Here is a 21,378-nt window from a genome sequence, read left to right on the forward strand (position 1 = left end):
CGCGGGCCGCTCCCAAGTCGGGCGGGTTATAGGCAGGACGGCATGGAAAAGTCAACGCGCGGGCAGAGGTTCCGATGCCGCAGGCCGGAATGGCCGCCTGAAAGCCGCGCCGCGCGGGCCGCGTCAGGTCAGCGGAATGCTGCCGACATGGGCGACGAAGGCCGGCCGTTCGGCCATCAGCCGGTACCAGCGATCGAGATGGGCGAGCCGCGGCCCGTCCTGGATCAGCCCGTAGTACCGATAGGCGACGATGGCGAGCGGAATGTCGGCCACCGAAAAGGTGTTGCCGACGACATGGCTGTGCCGGCCGAGCTCGGCGTCGAGGATGGTCATGGCCGCGATCGACTTCTTCTTGCCGTCCGCGATCGCAGCCTGGTCGCGCCGTTCCGGCGGGGTGCGCACGAGGCCCCAGAAGACCGGGCTCAGCGCCGGCATGGCCTCGGTCTGCTGCCAGTCCATCCACATGTCGACCCGCGCCTTGTCGGCGAGAGCGGCCGGCAGCAGCCGGCCGTGCTTGCGCGCCAGATGCCGGCAGATGGCGTTGGATTCCCACAAGGTGACGCCGTCGTCGAGGATCGTCGGCACCCGGCCATTGGGGTTGCGCGCCCGGTAGTCGGGGTCGTCGACCACCCCGAACTCGCGGCCCGCATCGATGCGGCAGTGCTCCAGGCCGAGCTCGCCGACGCACCACATCACCTTTTGCACATTGGAGGAATTCACCCTCCCCCAGATCGTCAGCATGGCGGCCATCTCCCTCAGCGCTGGCAGGTCGGGCAATAGAAGGTCGAGCGGTTGGACTGCACCATGCGGCGCACGGTGCTGCGGCAGCCCGCGGTGAGGCAGGCCTCACCCTCGCGATCGTAGATCTGGAAGCGGTGCTGGAAATAGCCGAGCTCGCCGGAGGGCTGGGCATGGTCGCGCAAGGTCGAGCCGCCAGCTTCCAGCGCCTCGGCGATGACCGCGTGGATGACCGGCACCAGCCGTTCCAGGCGGGCGGTGGCGGCGCCCGCCTTGGTCACCAGGCTGCCGGCCTTGCGGGTCGGGGCGAGGCCGGCGCGGAACAGCGCCTCGCAGACATAGATGTTGCCGAGGCCGGCAATGATCGACTGGTCGAGCAGCGCCGCCTTCAGCGGCGCCTGCTTGTCGCGGAACCGTTCGGCGAGATAGGCGGCGGACAGGGCATTGCCCGTCGGCTCGACGCCGAGATGGGCGAACAGCGGATGATCGGCGAGCGCGGCGCGGCCCGAAAGCAGCATGAAGCCGAACCGGCGCGGGTCGTTGTAGGTCACGGTCGCGCCGGAGCTCAGGTGGAACACCACATGGTCATGGGCGGCATCGCGCGAGCGGGCATGGTGGAAGTCGCCCTGGACCGCCGTCTCGATGCGGAACGAGCCGGACATGCCGAGATGCATGATCACCACCTCGCCGCCATCGAGGTCGGCCAGCAGATATTTCGCCCGGCGGCCGAGGCTCTCGATGCGCCGGCCGGTCAGCCGCTCCTGGAACCCGTCCGGAAAGGGGAAGCGCAGATCCTTGCGCCGCACTTCGGCGCGGGTGATGGTCGCGCCCTCCATGACCGGCACGAGGCCGCGCCGGACGGTTTCGACTTCGGGCAATTCCGGCATGGGCTGATCGCGTCCCGTCAGACTGGGTTGAACGCATGCTGAGTTGAACGCATGGGCACGCGGCAGGCGATCCCGCGCCCCCGTCGTCATAGCGCGCGCCAAGAGGTTCCGCTATGGTCCGGCCGCATGCAAGAGGTCCCGTTCATGTCCGCCGCCCCGCAAACCGATTTTGGCTATGCCCGCGTCGATCTCGACGCCAAGCAGGGCCTGGTCGACGACGTCTTCCATAAAGTGGCCGGCCGCTACGACCTGATGAACGACCTGATGTCCGCAGGTCTGCATCGCATCTGGAAGGACGTGATGGTGACGCGGCTCGGCGTTTCCAGGACGCGCCCCTTCGCGCATCTGGACGTTGCCGGCGGCACCGGCGACGTCGCCTTCAAGGTCGTCGCGGCGGGAGCGGAAGCCGCGGCGACCGTCTGTGACATCAATGCCGAGATGCTCAAGGTCGGCCGCGACCGCGCGCTGAAGCGCGGGCTCGACCACCGCGTCGAATTCGTCCAGGGCAATGCCGAGGCGCTGCCGTTCCCGAGCGGCTCGTTCGACGGCTATACGATCGCCTTCGGCATCCGCAACGTGCCGCGGATCCAGCTGGCGCTCGAGGAGGCCTATCGGGTGCTCCGGCCCGGCGGCCGGCTGCTCGTGCTGGAATTCTCTCCCGAGGTCGTGCCGGGCCTCGACCGGATCTACGACGCCTATTCGTTCGCCGTCATCCCGCAGCTCGGCCGGCTGGTGACGGGCGATGCCGAGCCCTATCGCTATCTCGTCGAATCGATCCGCAGGTTTCCGCGGCCGGAGGCCTTTTCGGGCATGATCGCCAAGGCCGGCTTCGGCCGGGTCGAAGCCACCGCCATGACCGGCGGCATCGTCTATCTGCACGGCGCCTGGAAGGTCTGACCTTGCTCGGCGCAACCCTCCATGTCCTGCGGCTCGGCCGCGCGGCCTATGTTTTCGCCCGCGAGGGCGTGTTCGGCCTGCTTGACGCCGACAGCCTGCCCCGCCCGGCCCGTCTCGGCCTGAGAGCCGCGCGGCTGATCGAGCGGCGCCGGGCCGGCACGCGCTCCGACAAGCTGACCGCGGCCCTGACCCGGCTCGGCCCGACCTATGTCAAGCTCGGCCAGTTCCTCTCGACCCGTCCCGACGTGGTCGGGACGGCCATCGCGAACGATCTGGAGGCCCTGCAGGACCAGGTGCCGCCCTTCGCGCAGGACGTCGCCGAGCGGATCGTCGCCGAGACGCTCGGCGAGCCGACGGCCGCGCTGTTCGCCAGCTTCGGCCCGGCGATCGCCGCCGCCTCCGTCGCCCAGGTGCACCGCGCGCGCATCCGCGACGGCGAGGGCGAACGCGAGGTTGCGGTAAAGGTGCTGCGGCCGGGGGTCGCCGACCGCTTCCGCGCCGACCTCGCAGACTATTATTTCGCCGCCCGCTTCGCGGAACGGTTCGTGCCCGACAGCCGAAGGCTGCGGCCGATCGGCATCGTCGACACGCTCGCCCGCTCGATGGCGCTCGAGCTCGACATGCGGCTGGAAGCGGCGGCGGCATCCGAAATGGCCGAAAGGACCAGGGACGATCCCGGCTTCCGGGTGCCGATCGTCGACTGGAACCGCACCGGCAAGCTGGTGCTGACCACCGAATGGATCGACGGGCTCAGGCTCGCCGACCGCGACGGCCTCGCCCGCGCCGGCATCGATCCGCAGGCGCTCGGCCGCACCGTCATCCAGAGCTTCCTGCGCCATGCCCTGCGCGACGGCTTCTTCCACGCCGACATGCACCAGGGCAATCTGTTCGCCGATGCCGCGGGCAATCTGGTGGCTGTCGATTTCGGGATAATGGGCCGGATCGGCCCGAAGGAACGGCGTTTCCTCGCCGAGATCCTGCTCGGCTTCATCACCAAGGACTACCGGCGCGTCGCCGAAGTCCATTTCGAAGCCGGCTATGTCCCGGCGCACCATTCGGTCGACGAATTCGCCCAGGCGATCCGTGCCATCGGCGAGCCGATCCATTCGCGCACCGCCGACCAGATCTCGATGGCCAAGCTCCTGTCGCTGCTGTTCGAGGTGACGGCCATTTTCGACATGACCACCCGCACCGAGCTGATCCTGCTGCAGAAGACCATGGTGGTGGTGGAAGGCGTCGCCCGTTCGCTCGACCCAAGGCTCGACATGTGGTCGACCGCCGAGCCGGTCGTGCGCGAATGGATCACCCGCAATCTCGGGCCGGTCGGCCGCCTGCAGGACGCCGGCGAAGGCGCGCGGGTGCTCGCCAAGGTGGCCGGCGACCTGCCGGCCCTGCTCAACCGGGCCGCCCGCCTGTCGGAGCGGGTCGACGAACTGACCCGCGACGGCTTCGTGCTGGCACCGCAATCGCTCAGGGGCATCGGCGAGGCCGAAGCCCGGCGCAACCGCTGGAGCACCGTCGCGCTCTGGCTGATCGCGCTCCTGCTCGCGGCCCATCTGTTCCTCGACTGAGCGACACCTACCGGTGCCGGCCGCGAGCGACTATGTTCGGTCATGGTTCAAGTGCTGACACCCGATAACGCCGTCGACCGCCTCGAGGAGCTCTATGCCGAGGCGACGCAGGCGCTGCGCGCCGCGCTCGCCCGCTTCGTCGACGGCGGCCCGCCGCCCTCCACCGACGAACGCACCCGCTTCGTCTATCCCGAGCTCGCGGTCACCTATGCGCCCGACCGCGCCGCGCCGCGCAACCGGCGCGCCTACGGCAAGTTCGCCCATCCCGGGCTGTACACGACCACCGTGACCCATCCGGGCGATTTCCGCCGCTACCTGCTCGACCAGCTCCGCCCGCTCGTCTCCGAATATGGCGCGACCATCGAGGTCCGGCCGAGCACCCAGGAAATCCCCTATCCCTACGTGCTCGACGGCGGCAACGAGTTCGCCACCGGCCATGCGACGCCGGCCGAGCTCGCCCGCTTCTTTCCGGTGCCGCTGCTGGCGCTCGTCGGCGACGAGATCGCCGACGGCACCTATGAGGGACCGGCGGTCAGCGGCCGGCCGCTGGCGCTGTTCGATGCCGTCAGGGTCGACTATTCGCTGCGCCGGATCGTCCACTACACCGGCACCGACTGGCGCGCGGTGCAGCCCTGGATCCTGCTGACCAACTACCACCGCTATGTCGACCAGTTCGTCGCCTGGGCGGTGACCGAGATCGCGGAAGGGCGGGCCGAGCGGCTGGTCGCGCCGGGCGGGCTCAGCGTCGACCGCGGCAGCCTGGAGGGCGCCGCCGAGCGCATCGCCATCTCGGCCTGGCATCGCTTCCAGATGCCGGCCTATCATCTGGAACGGGCGGGCACCCCCGGCGTGACGCTGGTCAATATCGGCGTCGGCCCGTCCAATGCCAAGAACATGACCGACCATCTTGCCGTGCTGCGGCCGGATTGCTGGCTGATGGTCGGCCATTGCGGCGGCCTGCGCCAGGCCCAGGAGATCGGCGACTATGTGCTGGCCCATGCCTATCTCCGGCGCGACCGCATCCTGGACGGCCTGCTGCCGCCGGAAATCCCGATCCCGGCGCTCGCCGAGATCCAGACCGCCCTGCAGGAAGCCTGCGCCGCCGTCACCGGCGCGAGCGGCGAACAGCTCAAGCATCGCCTGCGCACCGGCACCGTGGTGACCAATGACGACCGCAACTGGGAGCTGCGCTACACCCAGGAAAAACAGCTGATCAACCTCTCGCGCGCCATCGCCGTCGACATGGAGAGCGGCACGATCGCAGCCCAGGGCTATCGGCTCCGCGTGCCCTACGGCACGCTGCTCTGCGTTTCCGACAAGCCCCTGCACGGCGAGATCAAGCTGCCGGGCGCCGCCAACACCTTCTATGCCAATGCGGTCGCGCAGCACCTGCTGGTCGGCCTCGACGCCATCGAGCGGCTGAAACGGACCGGCGGGGCCATCCATTCACGCAAGCTCAGAAGCTTCGACGAACCGCCGTTCCGCTGAACACCCCTCGCAAGGCGAGCTTGATCGGCCCCTCCAACCGGCTAGTGTCCTGAACCTGAAATTCGCCATAGCCCGATATCGCGCGGAGCGAATTTCAAGTTCATAAGGACACTAGCAACTTATTGATTTCTGGTGTCGTTTTTGATTTCGAAGTTCGCGCCGCGCCTGATATCAAAACGAAGCGGACGTCGAAATCACGACATTAGGCTCGCGCACCTGTCGCGCCCGGACCCATCATCATGCTCCAGTCCAAGCGGATCCTTCTGATCATCGGCGGCGGCATCGCCGCCTACAAGTCGCTCGAGCTGATCCGGCGGCTGCAGGATCGCGGTGCCAGCGTGCACTGCATCCTGACCAGGGCCGGGGCCGAATTCGTCACCCCCCTGTCGGTCGGCTCGCTGTCGGGCGCCAAGGTGCACCAGGAGCTGTTCTCGCTGACCGACGAGGCGGAGATGGGCCATATCGAGCTGTCGCGTGATGCCGATCTCCTGGTGGTGGCGCCGGCGACGGCCGATCTCATGGCCAAGATGGCCCATGGCCTCGCCAATGACCTCGCCTCGACCGCGCTCCTGGCGACCGACAAGCGGGTGCTGCTCGCCCCGGCGATGAACGTGCGCATGTGGCTCAATCCCGCCACCCAGCGCAATCTCGCCATCCTCAAGGGCGACGGCGTTGAGACGGTCGGCCCGAACGACGGCGGCATGGCCTGCGGCGAGTTCGGTCCGGGCCGCATGGCCGAACCGCACGAGATCATCGCCACCATCGAGCGGATGATGCAGGATCCGGCGGTGAGCCGGCCGCTGCAAGGCAAGCGCGTGGTGGTCACCTCGGGCCCGACGCGCGAGGCGATCGATCCGGTGCGCTACATTTCCAACAATTCGTCGGGCAAGCAGGGCCATGCCATCGCCCGCGCCGCGGCCGAGGCGGGCGCCTCGGTGACGCTGGTGTCCGGTCCGGTTGCCTTGCCCGACCCGGTCGGCGTCGACGTCGTTCATGTCGAGAGCGCCCGCGACATGATGGCGGCGGTCGAAGCGGCGCTGCCCGCCGACGTCGCGGTGTTCGCCGCTGCGGTCGCCGACTGGCGGGTTGCCGAGGTCGCCGGCGGCAAGCTGAAGAAGGGGCCGGCCGGCCCGCCGAGCCTCGGCTTCGTCGAAAATCCCGACATTCTCGCCACCATCGCCCGGCACCCGACGCAGCGGCCGCGCGTCGTCGTCGGCTTCGCAGCGGAGACCGACGACGTGATCGACAATGCCCGGGCCAAGCTCGCCCGCAAGGGCTCGGACCTGATCGTCGCCAATGATGTCGGCACGGCGACGGGCACCTTCGGCGGCGACGCCAATACCGTGCATATCGTCTCGGCCGAGGGGGTCGAAAGCTGGACCCGACAATCCAAGGACGAGGTTGCCCGCAACCTGGTCCGGCTCATTGCCAAGAAGCTGTAGCCGCGGCCCTTGCCGCGACATCGTCCTGCCGCCCTCAAGCCGTCGAGACATCATGACATCGCCGCTCGCCATCCCGGTTCGCCGGCTCGCCCATGCCGAAGGCCTTCCCCTGCCCGCCCACCAGACCGAGGGCAGCGCCGGCATGGATCTGGTCGCGGCCCTCGCCGAGGACATGCCGCTGGTGCTCGCGCCGGCGGAGCGGGCGGCGGTGCCGACCGGCCTCGTCCTTGCGATCCCCGGCGGTTTCGAGGGTCAGGTGCGGCCGCGCTCGGGGCTCGCCCTGAAGCATGGCCTGACCGTCGCCAATGCGCCCGGCACGGTCGATTCCGATTATCGCGGAGAGGTGAAAGTCATCCTGATCAACCTGGGAGAGCAACCCGTGACGATCCGCCGCGGCGAACGCATCGCCCAGCTGGTCATTGCGCCGGTGACCAGGGCAGCGCTGCTTTTGGCCGAAAATCTCGATGAAACCGACCGCGGCAGCGGCGGTTTCGGCTCAACCGGCCGTTAACCACGTCGCAAATTCCGGGCCAGTACGACCCCACGTTCGGACATGACCCCTGCGCTGCAATCACAGGTCGTATGCAAAACACGCCTGTTCTGAGTCAGGTAACATGTGCTCACCTTCCGCAAAGTGAAATCTACGTTAGCGCGACATTGGCCCTTGTGGCTGAGGTATCCATGCCCGTCCTGTCCCGCCGCGGCCGGTTGGCCATAGCGGCTGTCGTCGACATTGCCATCCATGGGCGCGAGGCGCCGGTGGCGGCAAAAGCCCTGGCGCAGCGGCACGCGCTGCCGCCGCGCCATCTGGAGCCCCTGCTGCAGAACCTGGTGCGCGCCGGCATTCTGCGCGGCATGCGCGGCCCGCGCGGCGGCTACGACATTGCGCGCGACGGCCGCAAGATCAGCTGCGGCGAGATCGTCCGCGCAGTCACCACCGTCAGCGAGGACGATGCCGAGGAGGCGACCGTCCTGATGACCTCGGTGGTGGAACCGGCAATCGCCGAGGCCGAGCGCCGCTTCTTCGCCGAGCTCGACCGGGTCGCGGTGGCGGATCTGTGCGCCGCCGCGCTCGACCCCGCGCGCGGAATGCCGTCGCTGGCGCCGGCCTGAGAACCGGCCGGCCCGGCGCGGTTTCAGAACACGCGGGCGAGCCGTTCGAGGGCGCCGTTCAGCATTTCGTCCTTCTTGGCGAAGCAGAAACGCACGACCGAGGTGACCGGCGTCTCGGCATAGAAGGCGGAGACCGGGATCGCCGCGACGCCATGGTCGGTGACCAGCTTGCGGCAGAAGGCGACGTCGTCGGCAATGCCCGCGCCGGCGAGGTCGACATTGATGAAATAGGTCGCCGCGCTCGGCAGGACATCGAAGCCGGCGGCGGCAAGGCCCTTGGCGAACAGGTCGCGCGCACGTCCGAGATCGGCGCGCATGGCGGTGAAATAGCCGTCGTCCTTGGCGAGGCCGTAGGCGACCGCCGCCTGCAGGTTCGGCGGCGTGGTGAAGGTCAGGAACTGGTGGGCCTTCGCCAGCACCTTCATCAGGGCCGGCGCGGCCGCGACGAAACCGACCTTCCAGCCGGTCAGCGAAAAGATCTTGCCGGCCGAGCCGATCTTCACCGCCCGCTCGCGCAGCGTGTCGACCGCCAGGACCGAGACGTGGCGCCGGCCGTCGAAGACGACATGTTCCCAGACCTCGTCGGAGACGACGGTGGCGCCGAAGCGCGTGCAGAACCGGCCGAGCAGCTCGAGATCCTCGCGCGGGAATACCGAGGCCGAGGGATTGAGCGGATTGTTGAACAGCACGACCTTGGTCCGCTCGGAGAAGGCGGCGGCAAGATCAGCTTCGCTGAAGCGCCAGTGCGGCGGCCGCAAGGTGACGAAGCGCGGCACGCCGCCGGCCCGCTTCACCAGCGGCAGGTAGGCATCGTACATCGGCTGGAACAGCACGACCTCGTCGCCCGGCTCGATCAGCGCGAACAACGCACCGGCGATCGCTTCCGTCGCCCCCGAGGTGATCATGACCTCGCGGTCGGCATCGAGCGCCAGGTCCTGGAACCTCGCATAGTGCGCCGCCACCGCCTCGCGCAGTTCCGGCAGGCCCATCATCGGCGGATACTGGTTCCAGCCCGAGATGACGGCCTCGGCCGCCTTCCGCCGCACGTCTTCCGGGCCGGGATCGTCCGGAAAGCCCTGGCCGAGATTGATCGCGCCCGTCTCACGGGCAAGCTGCGACATGACCTCGAAGACCGTGGTCGGAATATCGGCAAAGATCGGGTTCATGGGACTACCGGAGCCTGTGTCGTTCGTTTCGACGAACGGGACGATCGGTATGCAGAAAGCTCCGCCACGAGTCAATTCGAGCGGGCGGCGGCCGAGCCCATCCGGCGCGATCAGTTCGGCCGCGCCACGAAGGTCATCCGGTGCGGCGTCAGGCCGAGATTGACCGGGTGGCGAGCGGCCGCGAAACCGTGCTCGCCGAACAGCTCGAGCATGTCGCTTTCGGAATAGGTCGAGAGGCCGAGCTCGCTGCGGATCTTGCGATAGGGCGAGACGGCGGTGGCGGCGAGACCTGCGACAGCCGCCATCAGGAAACCATTGGCGAGACCGTTGCGCAGGAGGGAGCCGACGTCGGCGACGATGCCGGTATCGGGCGAAATGACATCGGCAATGACGAGCCGCCCCGACGGCTTCAGCTTCGCCCTGAACCGGTCCAGCAGCGCGCCGAATTCGGCGCGTGTGAGATATTGGATCAGCGAGGAGACGACGATCAGATCGGCCGCATGGTCCGCGAGCACCTCGTCGAGGTCTTCCGGCAGCACGCTCACGACCTTGCCGAGGCCGTCGAAATGATCCTTCAGCCTGGCGACGACCGAGGGCGCGCCGTCGCACAGCACGAGGCGTCCGGCCGCCGCCGCGACCCGGCCAGCCTCCAGCGCCTCGCCGCAGGCATAATCGAGCACCACGGCATCGCGGCCGGCCCCGGTCGCCGCCAGATGCGCCAGGATGCCATCGGCGATCGCCCGGTAGTGCACGTCCTTGTGACGGGCATTGACGTAGATCGCGTGCTCGCCGTCCCAGAAGGAGCGCCAGTCGGTCATCGGGCCCCCGTCAATGCGCGTCCGAGAGTTTGTCCGACAAGGCCAGGAACACGCCGGAGACGACGAAGACGACATGGATGCCGACGAGCCACATCAGATCGCGATCCGACATGGCCGAGACATTCATGAAGGCCTTCAGAAGGTGGATCGCCGAGATCGCGACGATCGAGGCCAGCAGTTTCAGCTTCAGGCCGGAAAAATCGATGGTGCCCATCCATTCCGGACGATCATCCTCGTGCACGTTGTGCATTTTCGAGATGAAGTTCTCGTAGCCCGAGAACACCACCATGATGACGAGGTTGGCGGCAAGCGACAGGTCGACCAGCGTCAGGATGCCCAGGATGACGTCCGATTCCTTGGCGCTCGGAATATGCGTGACGAGGTGGACGAGCTCGCGCACGAAGGTAATGACCAGCAGGGTCAGCGCGATGACGAGGCCGATATAGAACGGCGCCATCAGCCAGCGGCTGGCGAACAGGAACCTCTCGACCGCGCGGGCGCCGGGCGAGCCCTCGGCGCGCGACTTGACGGACTCAGCGTCACTCATCGGGATTTTCTCGCATGTGCAATGCAGCACGGCAAGCGGGCCGGGCCGGGCTGTCTTTTTCCGGCGCCTGCCCGCCGCCCGAAATCGGGGCGCGCGGACCGATGCCGGGCGCAAGGACCATGCGCAATCCACAGATTGCGGATGGATCTTGGACTTCGACAACCGCGTTTGGCGGCCGATGTCAACGGGATAGGTTGACCGAAGCGCACGTCGCGCGCGCGAGGCCGGCTATTCCCCCTCGCCAAAGCGATCGGCGACGAGGGAGGCGATGGCATCGACGGCCTCGTTCGCCTCGCGGCCGGTGGCCCGCACGGTGATCGACGTGCCGATGCCGGCAGCCAGCATCATCAGGCCCATGATGGAGGTTCCATCCACGGTCTCGCCGCAGCGCGACACCTTGACCGCGGCGTCGAACCGGTCGGCGCAGGCGACGAACTTGGCCGATGCCCGCGCATGCAGGCCCCGCTTGTTGAGGATCGGCACCTCGCGGACGACCTCGCCTTCGGCGGCCGGCGCAGCCGGCGGACAGTCGGTTTCCTCATCCGGCGTCGACACGGGGGTTCCTCGGCTCCTGAACGGCGCCGCGCGGCGCCCGGTGACATTGAGCCGCGCCGCGCCGAAGGCCTCAATGGCCGGCGAGGACCCGGCTGGCGATATTGATATATTTGCGACCCGCTTCCTGCGCGTGCAGCACCGCCTCCTGCAGCGGCTTCTCGCCGCGCACCGTGGCAAGCTTGACCAGCATGGGCAGGTTGATGCCGGCGATCACTTCGACCGCCCGGCCGTTCATCACGGAAATGGCGAGATTGGACGGCGTGCCGCCGAACATGTCGGTGAGCACGGCGACGCCGTCGCCGCTATCGACACGGTCGACGGCGGCGATGATGTCGCGCCGCCGCTGATCCATGTCGTCGTTCGGCCCGATGGCCACTGTTTCGACCTGACGCTGTGGTCCCACCACATGTTCCATGGCGGCGCGGAACTCGATTGCGAGTTGACCATGCGTGACGATGACGAGACCGATCATCCGGCACTCCGCGCGCGGGAACCTGCGCGCTTGACCACAAAAGAGGCGGATATGATCACCATGTCATCAGCAAGTGCAAGGCCTGTCCTCGCCAAGGACCGTGGATTGGTGCGCCGCAGCAACAGTGCCCGCAACGAGAGCCCCTCTTTATCGTCGTTCCTTCAATAGCGAGAGCACAAGCGGCAGCGGATCGCAACCGCTGGCGACCGGCAGGCGCGACACCGTGACGCCCTCCACAACCGTTTCGAGCGCGGTGCCCTCGGGCATGCGCGCCGCATCGGCAGCGTCGAGATCGACGATCAGGCCGACCACCGCCACGGCCTCGTAGGCGCGGGACACGACGCCGCGGCCCCGTTGCTCGACGAGGCCGGCGATCGGTACCGGTGCCCGTACGATGAGTCGGCCGCCGGCCGCTTCCAAGAGCACGCGGTCGTCGGCAATGAGCCGCGCGAAGCGCGGACCGGCCGGGCCGGCCGCATCGATCAGGCCGAGCGCCAGGCGCGACTTGCCGGCCCCCGAGGCGCCGCGAATCAGCACCGCCTTGGCATCGACCAGGACCGCCGTGGCATGAACGGTGGCAGGCCCGGGCATGGCTCAGGCCGCCGGCAGGCGCACGACGAAACGCGCGCCAAGGCTTGTCGGCTCGCCCTCGGCATCGGCCGGCCCCGGCCGGTTCTCGGCCCAGATGCGACCGCCATGGGCCTCGATGATCTGCCGCGAGATCGACAGGCCGAGGCCGGAATTCTGGCCGTAGTCCTGGTGCGGCCGGTCGGTATAGAAGCGCTCGAAGATGCGCTGCAGGGCATCCGGTCGGATACCCGGCCCGTCATCGTCGACGATGATCTCGATGGCGCCCTTCAGCTTGCGGGCGGTGACCCGCACCTCGCCGCCCTGGCTCGAGAACGAGCGGGCATTGTCGATGAGGTTGGTGATCACCTGGCTGATGCGGCTGTCATGGCCGGGCACCACGAAGTCCTGCGGCTTGCCGCCCTCGAAACCGAGGGAGACCTTGACGCCGTCGTCGCGCTTCACCTCGTTGGCGATGGTGACGATCGTGCCGAGCAGGCGCGACAGGTCGACCTTGGTCGCCTCCTGCCGCTGCAGTTCGGCGTCGAGCCTGCTCGCATCGGAAATGTCGGTGATCAGCCTGTCGAGCCGGCGGACATCGTGCTGGATCACCTCCAGGAGGCGCGCGCGCGAGCTGTCCGTCTTGGCCAGCGGCAGGGTTTCCACCGCCGAGCGCAGCGAGGTCAGCGGGTTCTTCAGCTCGTGCGCGACGTCGGCGGCAAAGCTCTCGATCGCCGCGATGCGGGCATAGAGGGCGTCGGTCATGTCGCGCAGCGAGCGCGAGAGATGGCCGATTTCGTCGCGGCGGTGCGAGAAATCCGGGATCTCCTCGCGCGAGCGGTGCTGGCGGCGCACCTTTTCCGCGCCGGCGGCCAGCTTGCGCACCGGGCCGGCAATGGTGCGCGCCATCAGGACCGACAGGACCACCATGACAAGCGCCGCGACCAGGAAGACGCGCAGCACCTGCAGGCGTTCGGCATCGATGACGGCGTCGATCTCGCCGCCCTGGGTGTTGAGCAGGAGCACGCCAAGCACGCCGCGGAAGCGCTGGACCGGGATCGCCACGGACACCACCACCTCGCCGCGGTCGTTGACCCGGACCATGCTGGCCTTCTGGCCGTTCAGCGCCTGGGCGACCTCCGGATAGATCTTGCCATTGCGGAAGCCGACGTCGCGGTAGATCGGGAAGTCGCCGCCGCCGCGCAGGAAGCGGCGGATCTCGTTCCACCATTTCTCGTAGAAGGGCGGCTTCTGGCCGATCGGCGGCAGGTCGAAGGTGGAGATATCGCCGCGGCCATAGAGGTTGCGGCTGTCGAGGATGAGGTTGCCCTCGCGGTCGTAGATGCGCGCCTGGGTCTCGGTCGGGCCGGTCAGGCGGCGCAGGACCGGTGCCACCCGCTCCGGATTGATCGGGAATTCGAGCAGGGCGCCGGGATCGTCCACCGACGCGCCGGAGCCGCCGAGCTGCATTTCGAACAGCTTGTCCGGATCGATCGGGATCACCGAGCCGTCGACCGCCGCCGAGGCTGCGATGGCGCCGGCGATGATCTCGCCCTGCACCAGCAGGCTCTGCACCCGCGATTCGATGAGGCCGGCGCGGAACTGCGACAGCCAGAGAATGCCGGAGACCAGCGCCACCAGTCCGGCGAGGTTGAGCAGCACGATGCGGCGGGTGAGGCTCGAAAACGAGCGGTTCAGCACCGCGCGCATGCCACGCGCCAGAATGTGGACGAGCCGGGACCATGGCCGGGCCGGCCGCATGTTCAGGGCCACTTGCGAGCCTTCGAGGCTTGAGGGCGGCGTCCGGTCGAGCATGATCCAGGGCTGATCCGGCCGCCTCACTCCTTGAAACGATAGCCGACGCCGTAGAGCGTCTCGATCATTTCGAAATCGTCGTCGACCACCTTGAACTTCTTGCGCAGACGCTTGATGTGGCTGTCGATCGTCCGGTCGTCGACATAGACCTGATCATCGTAAGCCGCGTCCATCAGCGCGTTGCGGCTCTTGACCACGCCCGGGCGCTGGGCCAACGCCTGCAGGATGAGGAATTCGGTCACCGTGAGCGTCACCTGATGGCCGTCCCAGGTGCAGGTATGGCGCTCCGGATCCATGCGCAGCTTGCCGCGCTCCAGCACCTTGGCGTCGGCGCGCGGCTCGGCCGCGGGGTCCTTGGCCTGAGCCCGCCGCAGAACCGCCTTGACGCGCTCGACCAGAAGGCGCTGCGAGAACGGCTTCCGGATGAAATCGTCCGCGCCCATCTTCAGGCCGAACAGCTCGTCGATCTCCTCATCCTTGGAGGTGAGGAAGATGACCGGCATGTCGGTCTTCTGGCGCAGCCGGCGCAACAGCTCCATGCCGTCCATGCGCGGCATCTTGATGTCGAGGATGGCGAGATCGGGCGGCGACTGCTTGAAGCCGTCCAGCGCCGAGGCACCGTCGTTGTAGGTCACGATCCGGTAACCTTCAGCTTCGAGCGCGATCGCGACCGAGGTCAGAATGTTCCGGTCGTCGTCGACGAGTGCGATGGTCGGCATTGTTCAACCTTGAATAGGGGCAAGACCTGCCGTTCGAACGGGCTAAGCGTGGCGAAAGTGGGACTCGCTCAGGATAATGCCATGGCGGACCAATGTCATGGCCCGATTTGACACCGATTCTGCTTTGAATCCGCTCGGTAAACCCACCTTTCGCGGGCCGTCATGGTCAAAGCAAAAGGCCGGGGCGAGCCCCGGCCTTGCATCTGACGGGAACGGCCGGCGCGCTCAGCGCGGCAGTTCGACCGGCGTATCGGCCTGCTGGGCGAGCCAGGCGAGAAGATCGGCGCGCTGCTGCTCGGAGCGGATGCCGGCAAACGACATGGTCGTGCCCGGCACCGCGGTGCGCGGCGAGGCGAGGAAGGCGAACAGGGCCTCGAAGGTCCAGGGATCCGAGCTCTTGCCCTTCATCGCCGCGGAATAGTTGAAGCCGGGCGAACCGGCATGGGGGCGATTGACGACGCCATAGAGATTCGGGCCGGCGCCGTTCGGGCCGCCCTTCGCGGCGTTGTGGCAGGCCTGGCACTGGCGGAACACCGCCTGGCCGTTGGCGGCATTGGCCGAAGCCATCACCTCGGCGATCGGCTTGGCCGGCGCAGCGGCCGCGGCGGGAGCCGCGCTCGGCGCTTCCTGCACCGCGACCTCGAAGCCGGGCTTGGCGGGCTTGGCGGCCTTGTAGATGAAGTCATTCGCCAGAATGCTGGTGCCGAGCGTGCCGACCCCGACCAGGAGGACGGCCATCGCGACCTTATTGAATTCAAATCCGTCCATCGGGACAAGCTCCTGGCAACCGGCGACGCTTCGACATAAAGAACCCGCGGAAACCCGCGCGGATGAGGCCGGCCAATTCGGCGCGGACACTATCCAATTTGCTCCTCCTGAGGCAACCCGTATAAGCACGCCTCGCGCATGCTTCTTTTGGACACCTCCAAACTGGCCTTCTACCCCAAAATCCCTCGATGACAACCTCTATCGTCCTCATTCCAGCCCGCATGAGCGCATCGCGCCTGCCCGGCAAGCCGCTGGCCGACATTTGCGGCCTGCCGATGATCGTGCACGTCATGCGGCGGGCCGCCGCGGCCGGTCTGGGACGGGTGGTGGTGGCGACCGATTCGGACGAGATCCTCAAGGTGGTCGAGGCCGCCGGCGGCGAGGCCGTCATGACCCGGGCCGACCATCCGACCGGATCCGACCGGATCCGCGAGGCCGCCGACCTCGTCGACCCCGATCGCCGGTTCGAGCGCATCATCAACGTCCAGGGCGACCTGCCGACCCTCGATCCCGGCATCGTCAGCGCCGCGGCGCAGCTGCTCGACGATCCCGCCGTCGATATCGGCACGCTCGCGGCGGTCATCGTGCGTCCCGAGGAGGTGTCCAATCCCGCCGTGGTCAAGGCGATCGGCACGCCGGTCGGCGAAAGGCGTCTGAGGGCGCTCTATTTCAGCCGCGCCACCGCCCCGTCGGGCGAGGGGCCGCTCTATCACCACATCGGCCTCTACGCCTATCGGCGCGCCGCGCTCGAGCGCTTCGTCTCCCTGCCGCCGGCCCCCCTGGAACAGCGCGAACGGCTGGAACAGCTCAGGGCGCTGGAGAACGGCATGCGCATCGACGTCGCGGTGGTCGACACCGTGCCGCTCGGCGTCGACACGCCGGCCGAGCTCGAACGGGCGCGTGCACTGATCGCCGCATCCTGATAGAGCAGCCATGACGCAGCCCGGCATCCCTGGCCGAACCGGCACCGACCGCCCCGCCCCCCGGCGACCGGCGAGCCATCGTCCGGCTGCAGATTTCGTGTTCCAGAACTTCGTCTTCTTCGACCCCAACGACCCTGAGCGGAGCTCGCGTCCCATGATCCTCGCGCCGAAGCGTGTCTCCTTCCAGGGAGAACTCGGAGCCAATTCGCACATCGCGGCCAAGGATGTGTTTCCGAACGCCGACGTGCTGCCCTGCCCGAGCTTCGAGGACGCCTTCGCCGCCGTGCAGAACGGCGATGCCGATCTCGGCATGATCCCGATCGAAAACTCGATCGCCGGCCGCGTCGCCGACGTGCACCACCTGCTGCCGCATGCCGGGCTCAGCATCATCGGCGAATATTTCCTGCCGATCCGCTTCCAGCTGATGGCCATCAAGGGCGCCTCGCTCGCCACCATCAAGTCGGCACGCAGCCACATCATGGGCATCGGCCAGTGCCGGCTGATGATCCGCAAGCTCGGCCTGAAGCCGGTCGTGTCCGGCGACACCGCCGGTTCGGCGCGGGAGGTGGCGGAGGCCGGCGATCCGACGCAGGCGGCGATCGCGCCGCGGCTCGCCGCCGAGGTCTACGGTCTCGACATCCTCGCCGAGGATATCGAGGACGCCGCCCACAACACGACGCGGTTCGTCATCCTGTCACGCCAGAAGATCTGGGCGGCGCCCGGCCAGAACTGCCTGACGAGCTTCGTCTTCCAGGTGCGCAACGTGCCGGCGGCGCTGTTCAAGGCGATGGGCGGCTTCGCCACCAATGGCGTCAACATGACCAAGCTGGAGAGCCACATGATCGGCGGGCGCTTCGTCGCCACCGAGTTCTATGCCGAGATCGAGGGCCATCCCGACGACCGGCCGGTGAAGCTGGCGCTGGAGGAGCTCGCCTTCTTCGCCAAGGAGCTGACCATTCTCGGCGTCTACCCGCAGCATCCCTGGCGGAACGAGGTCGAAAAGCAGATCGCCGAATAGGCCCTGCGGCCATGGCCGCCTCCCCTGACCGAAGGTCGCGCCATGGATCATGAAACCTTCCGCCTCGCCGTCGCCCTCGCCGAGACCGGCGATCTCGGCAAGGCCGGCACGGCGGCCGGTGGGCTCGGCAAACGCACGGTGACCGCACGCATCGCCCAGCTCGAACGGCGGGTCGGCGCGCTGCTGTTCGACCATTCCGGCCGGGTGGTGACCGCGACGCCGGCGGGCGAAGCCTTCGTGGCCGAGGCCCGTCTCGCGCTCGCTGCCGGCGAGCGGGCCGAGCGGCTGGCCCGCGCCGTGGCCACACGCCCCGCCGCGGTGGCAATCGGGGTTGCCAGCGGCGCCCTGTTCGGCCCGGCCCGCAGCTTGGTCGAGGACCCGGCCTGGGCCGAAGCCGGCCTCAGGCCACAGTTTCACGACATGTCCGGCCCCGACCAGGCCAGAGCGCTCGCCGCAGGCCGGCTGGTGCTCGGCTTCCTCACCCCGCCGGTCGCCGCCACCCCACGGCTCGACCATGTGGTGGTGGCGCGCTCGGCCTGGTCGGCGGTCGTACCCGCGGCCGAGGCCCATCTGCGGCGCAGCGCCAGCCTGCCCGGCCTTGCGCGCAAGCCGCTGGTGATGCTCGCGCAGGAGGAGGCGCCGCTCGCCCATGACGGCCTCGTCGCCGCGCTCAGGGCAACGGGCACGGAACCCTATCTCGCGCAGGCTGCCCGCACCTGGCCGTCGGTGATCGCGCTGGTCGCGCTCGGCCTCGGCTCGGCGCTGGTGCCGAGCGACATCGCCAAGGCCGTAGCGGTCGAGGGCGCGGCAGTCCTGCCGCTCACCGAAGCGTCCGGCCTCCAGCCCTGGATCACGGTCTGCGCCTTCCTGCCGCAACCGCCCGGCTCGCGCGACGCCGAGGCGGTCGCGCTGGTCAAGCGCCGATTCAGCTCCTGATCACCAGGCCATTGTCGACGAAAGCCCGGATCAGGTGATGGGCGATGGCGATCGGCGGCGGGCACGACAGGCGCTCGGGATGCTGCCGGGCCAGCATCATCCAGCATTCCTCGCGCGTGAACCAGCGCGCGTGTTCAAGCTCCTCGGTGTCGATCTCGATCTCCCGCGAGGTGGCCTCGGCATGACAGCCGATCATCAGCGATCCCGGGAACGGCCAGGGCTGGTCGAACAGATAGCCGACCCGGCCGACCGAAACATGCGCCTCCTCCATGATCTCCCGGCGGACCGCGTCGGCAATGGTCTCGCCGGGTTCCAGGAAGCCGGCCAGTGCCGAATACATGCCGGGAGGAAAGCGCCGCTGGCGCCCCATCAGGCAGCGGTCGCCATCGACCGGCAGCATGATCACCACCGGATCGGTGCGCGGGAAATGCTGCGCCTTGCAGGCCGGGCAGTCGCGCCGCCAGCCCGCCTGGGTCGGCACCGACTGCACGCCGCAGCGGCCGCAGAAGCGGTGCGTGGCGTGCCAGTAGAGCACCGCCTTGGCCTCGGCCATCGGCCCGAGATGATGGCTCGCGACCTGGCCGGAGACGGCGACCGTGCGCATGTCGGTGACGAGCAGGGTCGGATCGGCGAGCTGCACCTCGGGAATGCGATAGGCCTGAGGGTCGGGCTTGGCGAAGTCGGGCAGGAGCCGGCCGAAACGCGGCGCGCCGTTGGCAAGGCCGAGAAACACGGTCTCCAGGCCGGGGCCGAAAGGCTCGGCTTCCGCCAGCGTGAACAGAGGATCGCCCATGTCGCCGTCGCGGCGCAGCACCGGCATCTCGCCGCCGAACAGGTAGAGCCGCGCACGCGGATCGGCGAGGGTGGCCGCAACCCAGGCCTCGTCGCCGCGTTTGGCGCTCATCCGGTCGAGGAAGTTCTCGGTATAGCCCAGGCTGATCTCGGGCAGCTTGGGCATCGGGTCGTAGGCGGGCATGGCGGCGGCTTCTTTGATCGATCCAGGTTGGCGGACGCTCGCACGGCCCGGGTCCTCCAGGCAACGCGTCATCCGACGGAGAGCCCTGCGCGGAGGACATCGATGCGGCGCGATTTCGGCGCTCAGGCACCGAAGCCGGCGCGCAGGGCCTCGACGAGCGCCGCCTTCGGCGCGTCGCCATAGGCTTCAGCCGGCGCCTTGCCCCAGACCGGCGCCGGCCAGGCCGGATCGCCACGAAACCGCGCGATGACATGGACATGCAGTTGCGGCACCATGTTGCCGAGGGCCGCGACGTTCAGCTTGTCGCAACGGGTGAGGTCGCGCAGGACGCGCGACGCCACCCTGACCTCGTCCATCAACAGCGTCGCGTCATAGGGCGTCAGGTCGACGATTTCGGTGACGCTCGCGCGCCGCGGCACCAGAATCAGCCAGGGATAGGTCGCATCGTTCATCAATCCGACGCGGCAAAGCGCGAGATCGGCCACCCGCTCGGTATCGGCGGCGAGCCGGGGGTCCAGTTCGAAGCTGTCGTCGCTGTTCATTCGGGGGTCTCTTTCGAATCGGCTTGAGTTCGGCGGCCTGACGCTCCATATAGACCTCGGGAGGTTGGCGGTGGACGAGACTCTCGCCAACCCGGTCAGGTCCGGAAGGAAGCAGCCGTAACGAGCCCGTTTCGGGTCGCGTGTCAGCCTCCCACTTCACACAGCCGAGCGCGCAATGGATTCAACGCCCGAGAACGAACCCGGGTTCGATCTCGGGGTTCAGGAACCCGCGCAAAGCGCGAGCCATGGCGCGAGCTATCGGGTGCTCGCCCGCAAGTACCGCCCCCAGAGCTTCGAGGACCTGATCGGCCAGGAAGCCATGGTCCGTACGCTGTCGAATGCCTTCGACACGGGCCGCATCGCCCAGGCCTATGTGTTTACCGGCGTGCGCGGGGTGGGCAAGACCACCACCGCCCGCATCCTGGCCCGGGCCCTCAACTACGAACTGCCCGGCGAGGTCGACAAGCCGTCGATCCATCTCGCCCGCCCCGGCATCCACTGCCAGGCGATCATGGAAGGCCGGCACGTCGACGTCATGGAGATCGACGCGGCCTCCCATACCGGCATCGACGATGTCAGGGCGATCACCGACGGCGCCCGCTATGCCCCGGTCTCGGCGCGCTACAAGGTCTATATCGTCGACGAGGTCCACATGCTCTCGGAGAAGGCGTGGAACGCCTTCCTGAAGACGCTGGAGGAGCCGCCGGCGCATGTGAAGTTCATGTTCGCGACCACCGAGATCCGCAAGGTGCCGGTGACCGTGCTGTCGCGCTGCCAGCGCTTCGACTTGAGGCGCGTCGACGCCGACGTCCTGGTGCGGCACCTGCAGACGATCTGCGAAAAGGAAAAGGTGGAGGTCGAGGCCGACGCGCTCGGCCTGATCGCGCGCGCCGGTGAAGGCTCGGTGCGCGACAGCCTGTCGATCCTCGATCAGGCCATTGCCCATAGCATCGGCGGGACTGGCGCCGGCAAGGTCGGCGCCGACGAGGTCCGCCGCATGCTCGGCCTTGCCGACCGGGCGCGGGTGATCGATCTGTTCCAGCACCTGATGGCCGGCGACATCGCGGCCGCCATGGCCGAGCTGAAGAGCCAGTACGACGACGGCGCCGATCCCGAGATCGTGCTCACCGAGCTCGCCGAATTCGTTCATTTCGTCACGCGCGTGAAGGTGGTGCGCGAAGCCGCCGACGACCTGTCGTTCAGCGAGACCGAACGCAATCGCGGCCGCGACTTCGCCGCCAAGCTGTCGCATCGGGTGCTGACGCGGGCCTGGCAGATGCTGATGAAAGGCATCGAGGAGGTCGCCCGCTCGCCCAAACCCTTCGCCTCGGCCGACATGGTCCTGGTGCGCATCGCTTATGCCGCCGACCTGCCGACGCCCGACGAGGCGCTGCGCATGCTGGCCGACGGCGGCGCGGCC

23 protein-coding genes and 1 other RNA gene are annotated in these 21,378 nt (G+C 68.2%); 11 read left to right on the forward strand and 13 right to left on the reverse strand.

The annotated features are described in order from the left end of the window. Positions 1–123 precede the first annotated feature (123 nt). Both OZ671_RS24880 and mutM read right to left on the reverse strand, forming a co-directional pair. A complete protein-coding gene (locus tag OZ671_RS24880; protein ID WP_268863217.1) occupies positions 124–741 on the reverse strand; it encodes a glutathione S-transferase family protein in 618 nt (205 codons plus the stop codon). A gap of 14 nt (positions 742–755) precedes the next feature. Next, positions 756–1,625, reverse strand: coding sequence for a bifunctional DNA-formamidopyrimidine glycosylase/DNA-(apurinic or apyrimidinic site) lyase (gene mutM, locus OZ671_RS24885; RefSeq protein ID WP_268863218.1), 870 nt, complete (start codon positions 1,623–1,625; stop codon positions 756–758). Positions 1,626–1,769: 144 nt separating this feature from the next. Here mutM and ubiE point away from each other — a divergent pair, with 144 nt between their 5' ends. The 6 genes from ubiE to OZ671_RS24915 all read left to right on the forward strand — a co-directional run bounded on the left by ubiE (position 1,770) and on the right by OZ671_RS24915 (position 8,136). After that, complete coding sequence (ubiE, locus tag OZ671_RS24890) at positions 1,770–2,522, forward strand: bifunctional demethylmenaquinone methyltransferase/2-methoxy-6-polyprenyl-1,4-benzoquinol methylase UbiE (RefSeq protein ID WP_268863219.1); 753 nt, start codon at positions 1,770–1,772, stop codon at positions 2,520–2,522. Between the two features lie 2 nt (positions 2,523–2,524). Beyond that, positions 2,525–4,093, forward strand: coding sequence for a 2-polyprenylphenol 6-hydroxylase (ubiB, locus tag OZ671_RS24895; protein ID WP_268863220.1), 1,569 nt, complete (start codon positions 2,525–2,527; stop codon positions 4,091–4,093). A 42-nt stretch (positions 4,094–4,135) separates the two neighbouring features. Next, positions 4,136–5,581, forward strand: coding sequence for an AMP nucleosidase (locus OZ671_RS24900; RefSeq protein ID WP_268863221.1), 1,446 nt, complete (start codon positions 4,136–4,138; stop codon positions 5,579–5,581). A gap of 239 nt (positions 5,582–5,820) precedes the next feature. Then, a complete protein-coding gene (coaBC, locus tag OZ671_RS24905; RefSeq protein WP_268863222.1) occupies positions 5,821–7,023 on the forward strand; it encodes a bifunctional phosphopantothenoylcysteine decarboxylase/phosphopantothenate--cysteine ligase CoaBC in 1,203 nt (400 codons plus the stop codon). A 52-nt stretch (positions 7,024–7,075) separates the two neighbouring features. Then, positions 7,076–7,534, forward strand: coding sequence for a dUTP diphosphatase (dut, locus tag OZ671_RS24910; protein WP_268863223.1), 459 nt, complete (start codon positions 7,076–7,078; stop codon positions 7,532–7,534). A gap of 170 nt (positions 7,535–7,704) precedes the next feature. After that, positions 7,705–8,136: an RrF2 family transcriptional regulator gene (locus tag OZ671_RS24915; RefSeq protein WP_268863224.1), complete on the forward strand. Its 432-nt coding sequence runs from the start codon at positions 7,705–7,707 to the stop codon at positions 8,134–8,136. Positions 8,137–8,159: 23 nt separating this feature from the next. Here OZ671_RS24915 and OZ671_RS24920 read toward each other — a convergent pair whose 3' ends face one another. From OZ671_RS24920 to OZ671_RS24960, 9 genes are all read right to left on the reverse strand, one after another. Next, positions 8,160–9,302: an aminotransferase gene (locus tag OZ671_RS24920; protein WP_268863225.1), complete on the reverse strand. Its 1,143-nt coding sequence runs from the start codon at positions 9,300–9,302 to the stop codon at positions 8,160–8,162. A gap of 110 nt (positions 9,303–9,412) precedes the next feature. Further along, complete coding sequence (locus OZ671_RS24925; RefSeq protein WP_268863226.1) at positions 9,413–10,120, reverse strand: class I SAM-dependent methyltransferase; 708 nt, start codon at positions 10,118–10,120, stop codon at positions 9,413–9,415. 10 nt (positions 10,121–10,130) lie between these two features. Next, complete coding sequence (locus tag OZ671_RS24930; protein WP_103169550.1) at positions 10,131–10,667, reverse strand: TIGR00645 family protein; 537 nt, start codon at positions 10,665–10,667, stop codon at positions 10,131–10,133. 228 nt (positions 10,668–10,895) lie between these two features. Continuing rightward, on the reverse strand, positions 10,896–11,222 hold the full coding sequence (locus OZ671_RS24935) for an HPr family phosphocarrier protein (RefSeq protein ID WP_038305247.1): 327 nt from the start codon (positions 11,220–11,222) through the stop codon (positions 10,896–10,898). Positions 11,223–11,292: 70 nt separating this feature from the next. Continuing rightward, the gene (locus tag OZ671_RS24940) at positions 11,293–11,694 is read right to left on the reverse strand and encodes a PTS sugar transporter subunit IIA (protein ID WP_038305249.1); all 402 of its coding nucleotides are present in this window, start codon (positions 11,692–11,694) and stop codon (positions 11,293–11,295) included. Between the two features lie 147 nt (positions 11,695–11,841). Next, a complete protein-coding gene (locus OZ671_RS24945) occupies positions 11,842–12,285 on the reverse strand; it encodes an HPr kinase/phosphorylase (protein ID WP_268863227.1) in 444 nt (147 codons plus the stop codon). A gap of 3 nt (positions 12,286–12,288) precedes the next feature. Further along, positions 12,289–14,076 carry a stimulus-sensing domain-containing protein gene (locus OZ671_RS24950; RefSeq protein ID WP_442957124.1) on the reverse strand — a complete coding sequence of 596 codons (1,788 nt, stop codon included), beginning with the start codon at positions 14,074–14,076 and terminating at the stop codon, positions 12,289–12,291. 23 nt (positions 14,077–14,099) lie between these two features. Further along, positions 14,100–14,795, reverse strand: coding sequence for a response regulator transcription factor (locus tag OZ671_RS24955; RefSeq protein WP_038305257.1), 696 nt, complete (start codon positions 14,793–14,795; stop codon positions 14,100–14,102). A 225-nt stretch (positions 14,796–15,020) separates the two neighbouring features. Next, positions 15,021–15,563, reverse strand: coding sequence for a c-type cytochrome (locus OZ671_RS24960; protein WP_268863228.1), 543 nt, complete (start codon positions 15,561–15,563; stop codon positions 15,021–15,023). A 188-nt stretch (positions 15,564–15,751) separates the two neighbouring features. Here OZ671_RS24960 and OZ671_RS24965 point away from each other — a divergent pair, with 188 nt between their 5' ends. From OZ671_RS24965 to OZ671_RS24975, 3 genes are all read left to right on the forward strand, one after another. Further along, positions 15,752–16,486, forward strand: coding sequence for a 3-deoxy-manno-octulosonate cytidylyltransferase (locus tag OZ671_RS24965; RefSeq protein ID WP_268863229.1), 735 nt, complete (start codon positions 15,752–15,754; stop codon positions 16,484–16,486). 154 nt (positions 16,487–16,640) lie between these two features. Then, positions 16,641–17,504, forward strand: coding sequence for a prephenate dehydratase (locus OZ671_RS24970; RefSeq protein WP_268863230.1), 864 nt, complete (start codon positions 16,641–16,643; stop codon positions 17,502–17,504). Between the two features lie 42 nt (positions 17,505–17,546). After that, positions 17,547–18,440, forward strand: a complete 894-nt coding sequence (locus tag OZ671_RS24975) for a LysR family transcriptional regulator (protein ID WP_268863231.1) — start codon at positions 17,547–17,549, stop codon at positions 18,438–18,440. Here the strand turns inward: OZ671_RS24975 and nudC are convergent. Further along, positions 18,430–19,416: an NAD(+) diphosphatase gene (gene nudC / locus OZ671_RS24980; RefSeq protein WP_268863232.1), complete on the reverse strand. Its 987-nt coding sequence runs from the start codon at positions 19,414–19,416 to the stop codon at positions 18,430–18,432. The genes OZ671_RS24975 and nudC overlap by 11 nt on opposite strands. A gap of 122 nt (positions 19,417–19,538) precedes the next feature. Continuing rightward, on the reverse strand, positions 19,539–19,958 hold the full coding sequence (locus OZ671_RS24985; protein ID WP_268863233.1) for an HIT family protein: 420 nt from the start codon (positions 19,956–19,958) through the stop codon (positions 19,539–19,541). A 59-nt stretch (positions 19,959–20,017) separates the two neighbouring features. Here OZ671_RS24985 and ffs point away from each other — a divergent pair. Together ffs and OZ671_RS24995 are read left to right on the forward strand one after the other, a co-directional pair. Then, an RNA gene (ffs, locus tag OZ671_RS24990) (signal recognition particle sRNA small type) lies at positions 20,018–20,113 on the forward strand. 20 nt (positions 20,114–20,133) lie between these two features. Next, positions 20,134–21,378: DNA polymerase III subunit gamma/tau (locus OZ671_RS24995; protein WP_268863234.1), on the forward strand; the 1,245-nt coding region annotated here is incomplete at its 3' end.

The sequence above is a fragment of the Phreatobacter sp. AB_2022a genome (assembly GCF_026847585.1).
In the GTDB taxonomy this organism is placed as follows: Bacteria; Pseudomonadota; Alphaproteobacteria; order Rhizobiales; family Phreatobacteraceae; genus Phreatobacter.

Coding starts and splice junctions, on each gene's coding strand:
- OZ671_RS24985 (WP_268863233.1), bottom strand. CDS start 19,958: ATGAACAGCGACGACAGCTTCGAACTGGACCCCCGGCTCGCCGCCGAT.
- mutM (WP_268863218.1), bottom strand. CDS start 1,625: ATGCCGGAATTGCCCGAAGTCGAAACCGTCCGGCGCGGCCTCGTGCCG.
- OZ671_RS24965 (WP_268863229.1), top strand. CDS start 15,752: ATGACAACCTCTATCGTCCTCATTCCAGCCCGCATGAGCGCATCGCGC.
- OZ671_RS24975 (WP_268863231.1), top strand. CDS start 17,547: ATGGATCATGAAACCTTCCGCCTCGCCGTCGCCCTCGCCGAGACCGGC.
- OZ671_RS24915 (WP_268863224.1), top strand. CDS start 7,705: ATGCCCGTCCTGTCCCGCCGCGGCCGGTTGGCCATAGCGGCTGTCGTC.
- OZ671_RS24880 (WP_268863217.1), bottom strand. CDS start 741: ATGCTGACGATCTGGGGGAGGGTGAATTCCTCCAATGTGCAAAAGGTG.
- dut (WP_268863223.1), top strand. CDS start 7,076: ATGACATCGCCGCTCGCCATCCCGGTTCGCCGGCTCGCCCATGCCGAA.
- OZ671_RS24970 (WP_268863230.1), top strand. CDS start 16,641: ATGATCCTCGCGCCGAAGCGTGTCTCCTTCCAGGGAGAACTCGGAGCC.
- OZ671_RS24900 (WP_268863221.1), top strand. CDS start 4,136: ATGGTTCAAGTGCTGACACCCGATAACGCCGTCGACCGCCTCGAGGAG.
- OZ671_RS24920 (WP_268863225.1), bottom strand. CDS start 9,302: ATGAACCCGATCTTTGCCGATATTCCGACCACGGTCTTCGAGGTCATG.
- OZ671_RS24940 (WP_038305249.1), bottom strand. CDS start 11,694: ATGATCGGTCTCGTCATCGTCACGCATGGTCAACTCGCAATCGAGTTC.
- OZ671_RS24925 (WP_268863226.1), bottom strand. CDS start 10,120: ATGACCGACTGGCGCTCCTTCTGGGACGGCGAGCACGCGATCTACGTC.
- nudC (WP_268863232.1), bottom strand. CDS start 19,416: ATGCCCGCCTACGACCCGATGCCCAAGCTGCCCGAGATCAGCCTGGGC.
- OZ671_RS24950 (WP_442957124.1), bottom strand. CDS start 14,076: ATGCTCGACCGGACGCCGCCCTCAAGCCTCGAAGGCTCGCAAGTGGCC.
- OZ671_RS24945 (WP_268863227.1), bottom strand. CDS start 12,285: ATGCCCGGGCCTGCCACCGTTCATGCCACGGCGGTCCTGGTCGATGCC.
- ubiE (WP_268863219.1), top strand. CDS start 1,770: ATGTCCGCCGCCCCGCAAACCGATTTTGGCTATGCCCGCGTCGATCTC.
- OZ671_RS24960 (WP_268863228.1), bottom strand. CDS start 15,563: ATGGACGGATTTGAATTCAATAAGGTCGCGATGGCCGTCCTCCTGGTC.
- OZ671_RS24930 (WP_103169550.1), bottom strand. CDS start 10,667: ATGAGTGACGCTGAGTCCGTCAAGTCGCGCGCCGAGGGCTCGCCCGGC.
- coaBC (WP_268863222.1), top strand. CDS start 5,821: ATGCTCCAGTCCAAGCGGATCCTTCTGATCATCGGCGGCGGCATCGCC.
- OZ671_RS24955 (WP_038305257.1), bottom strand. CDS start 14,795: ATGCCGACCATCGCACTCGTCGACGACGACCGGAACATTCTGACCTCG.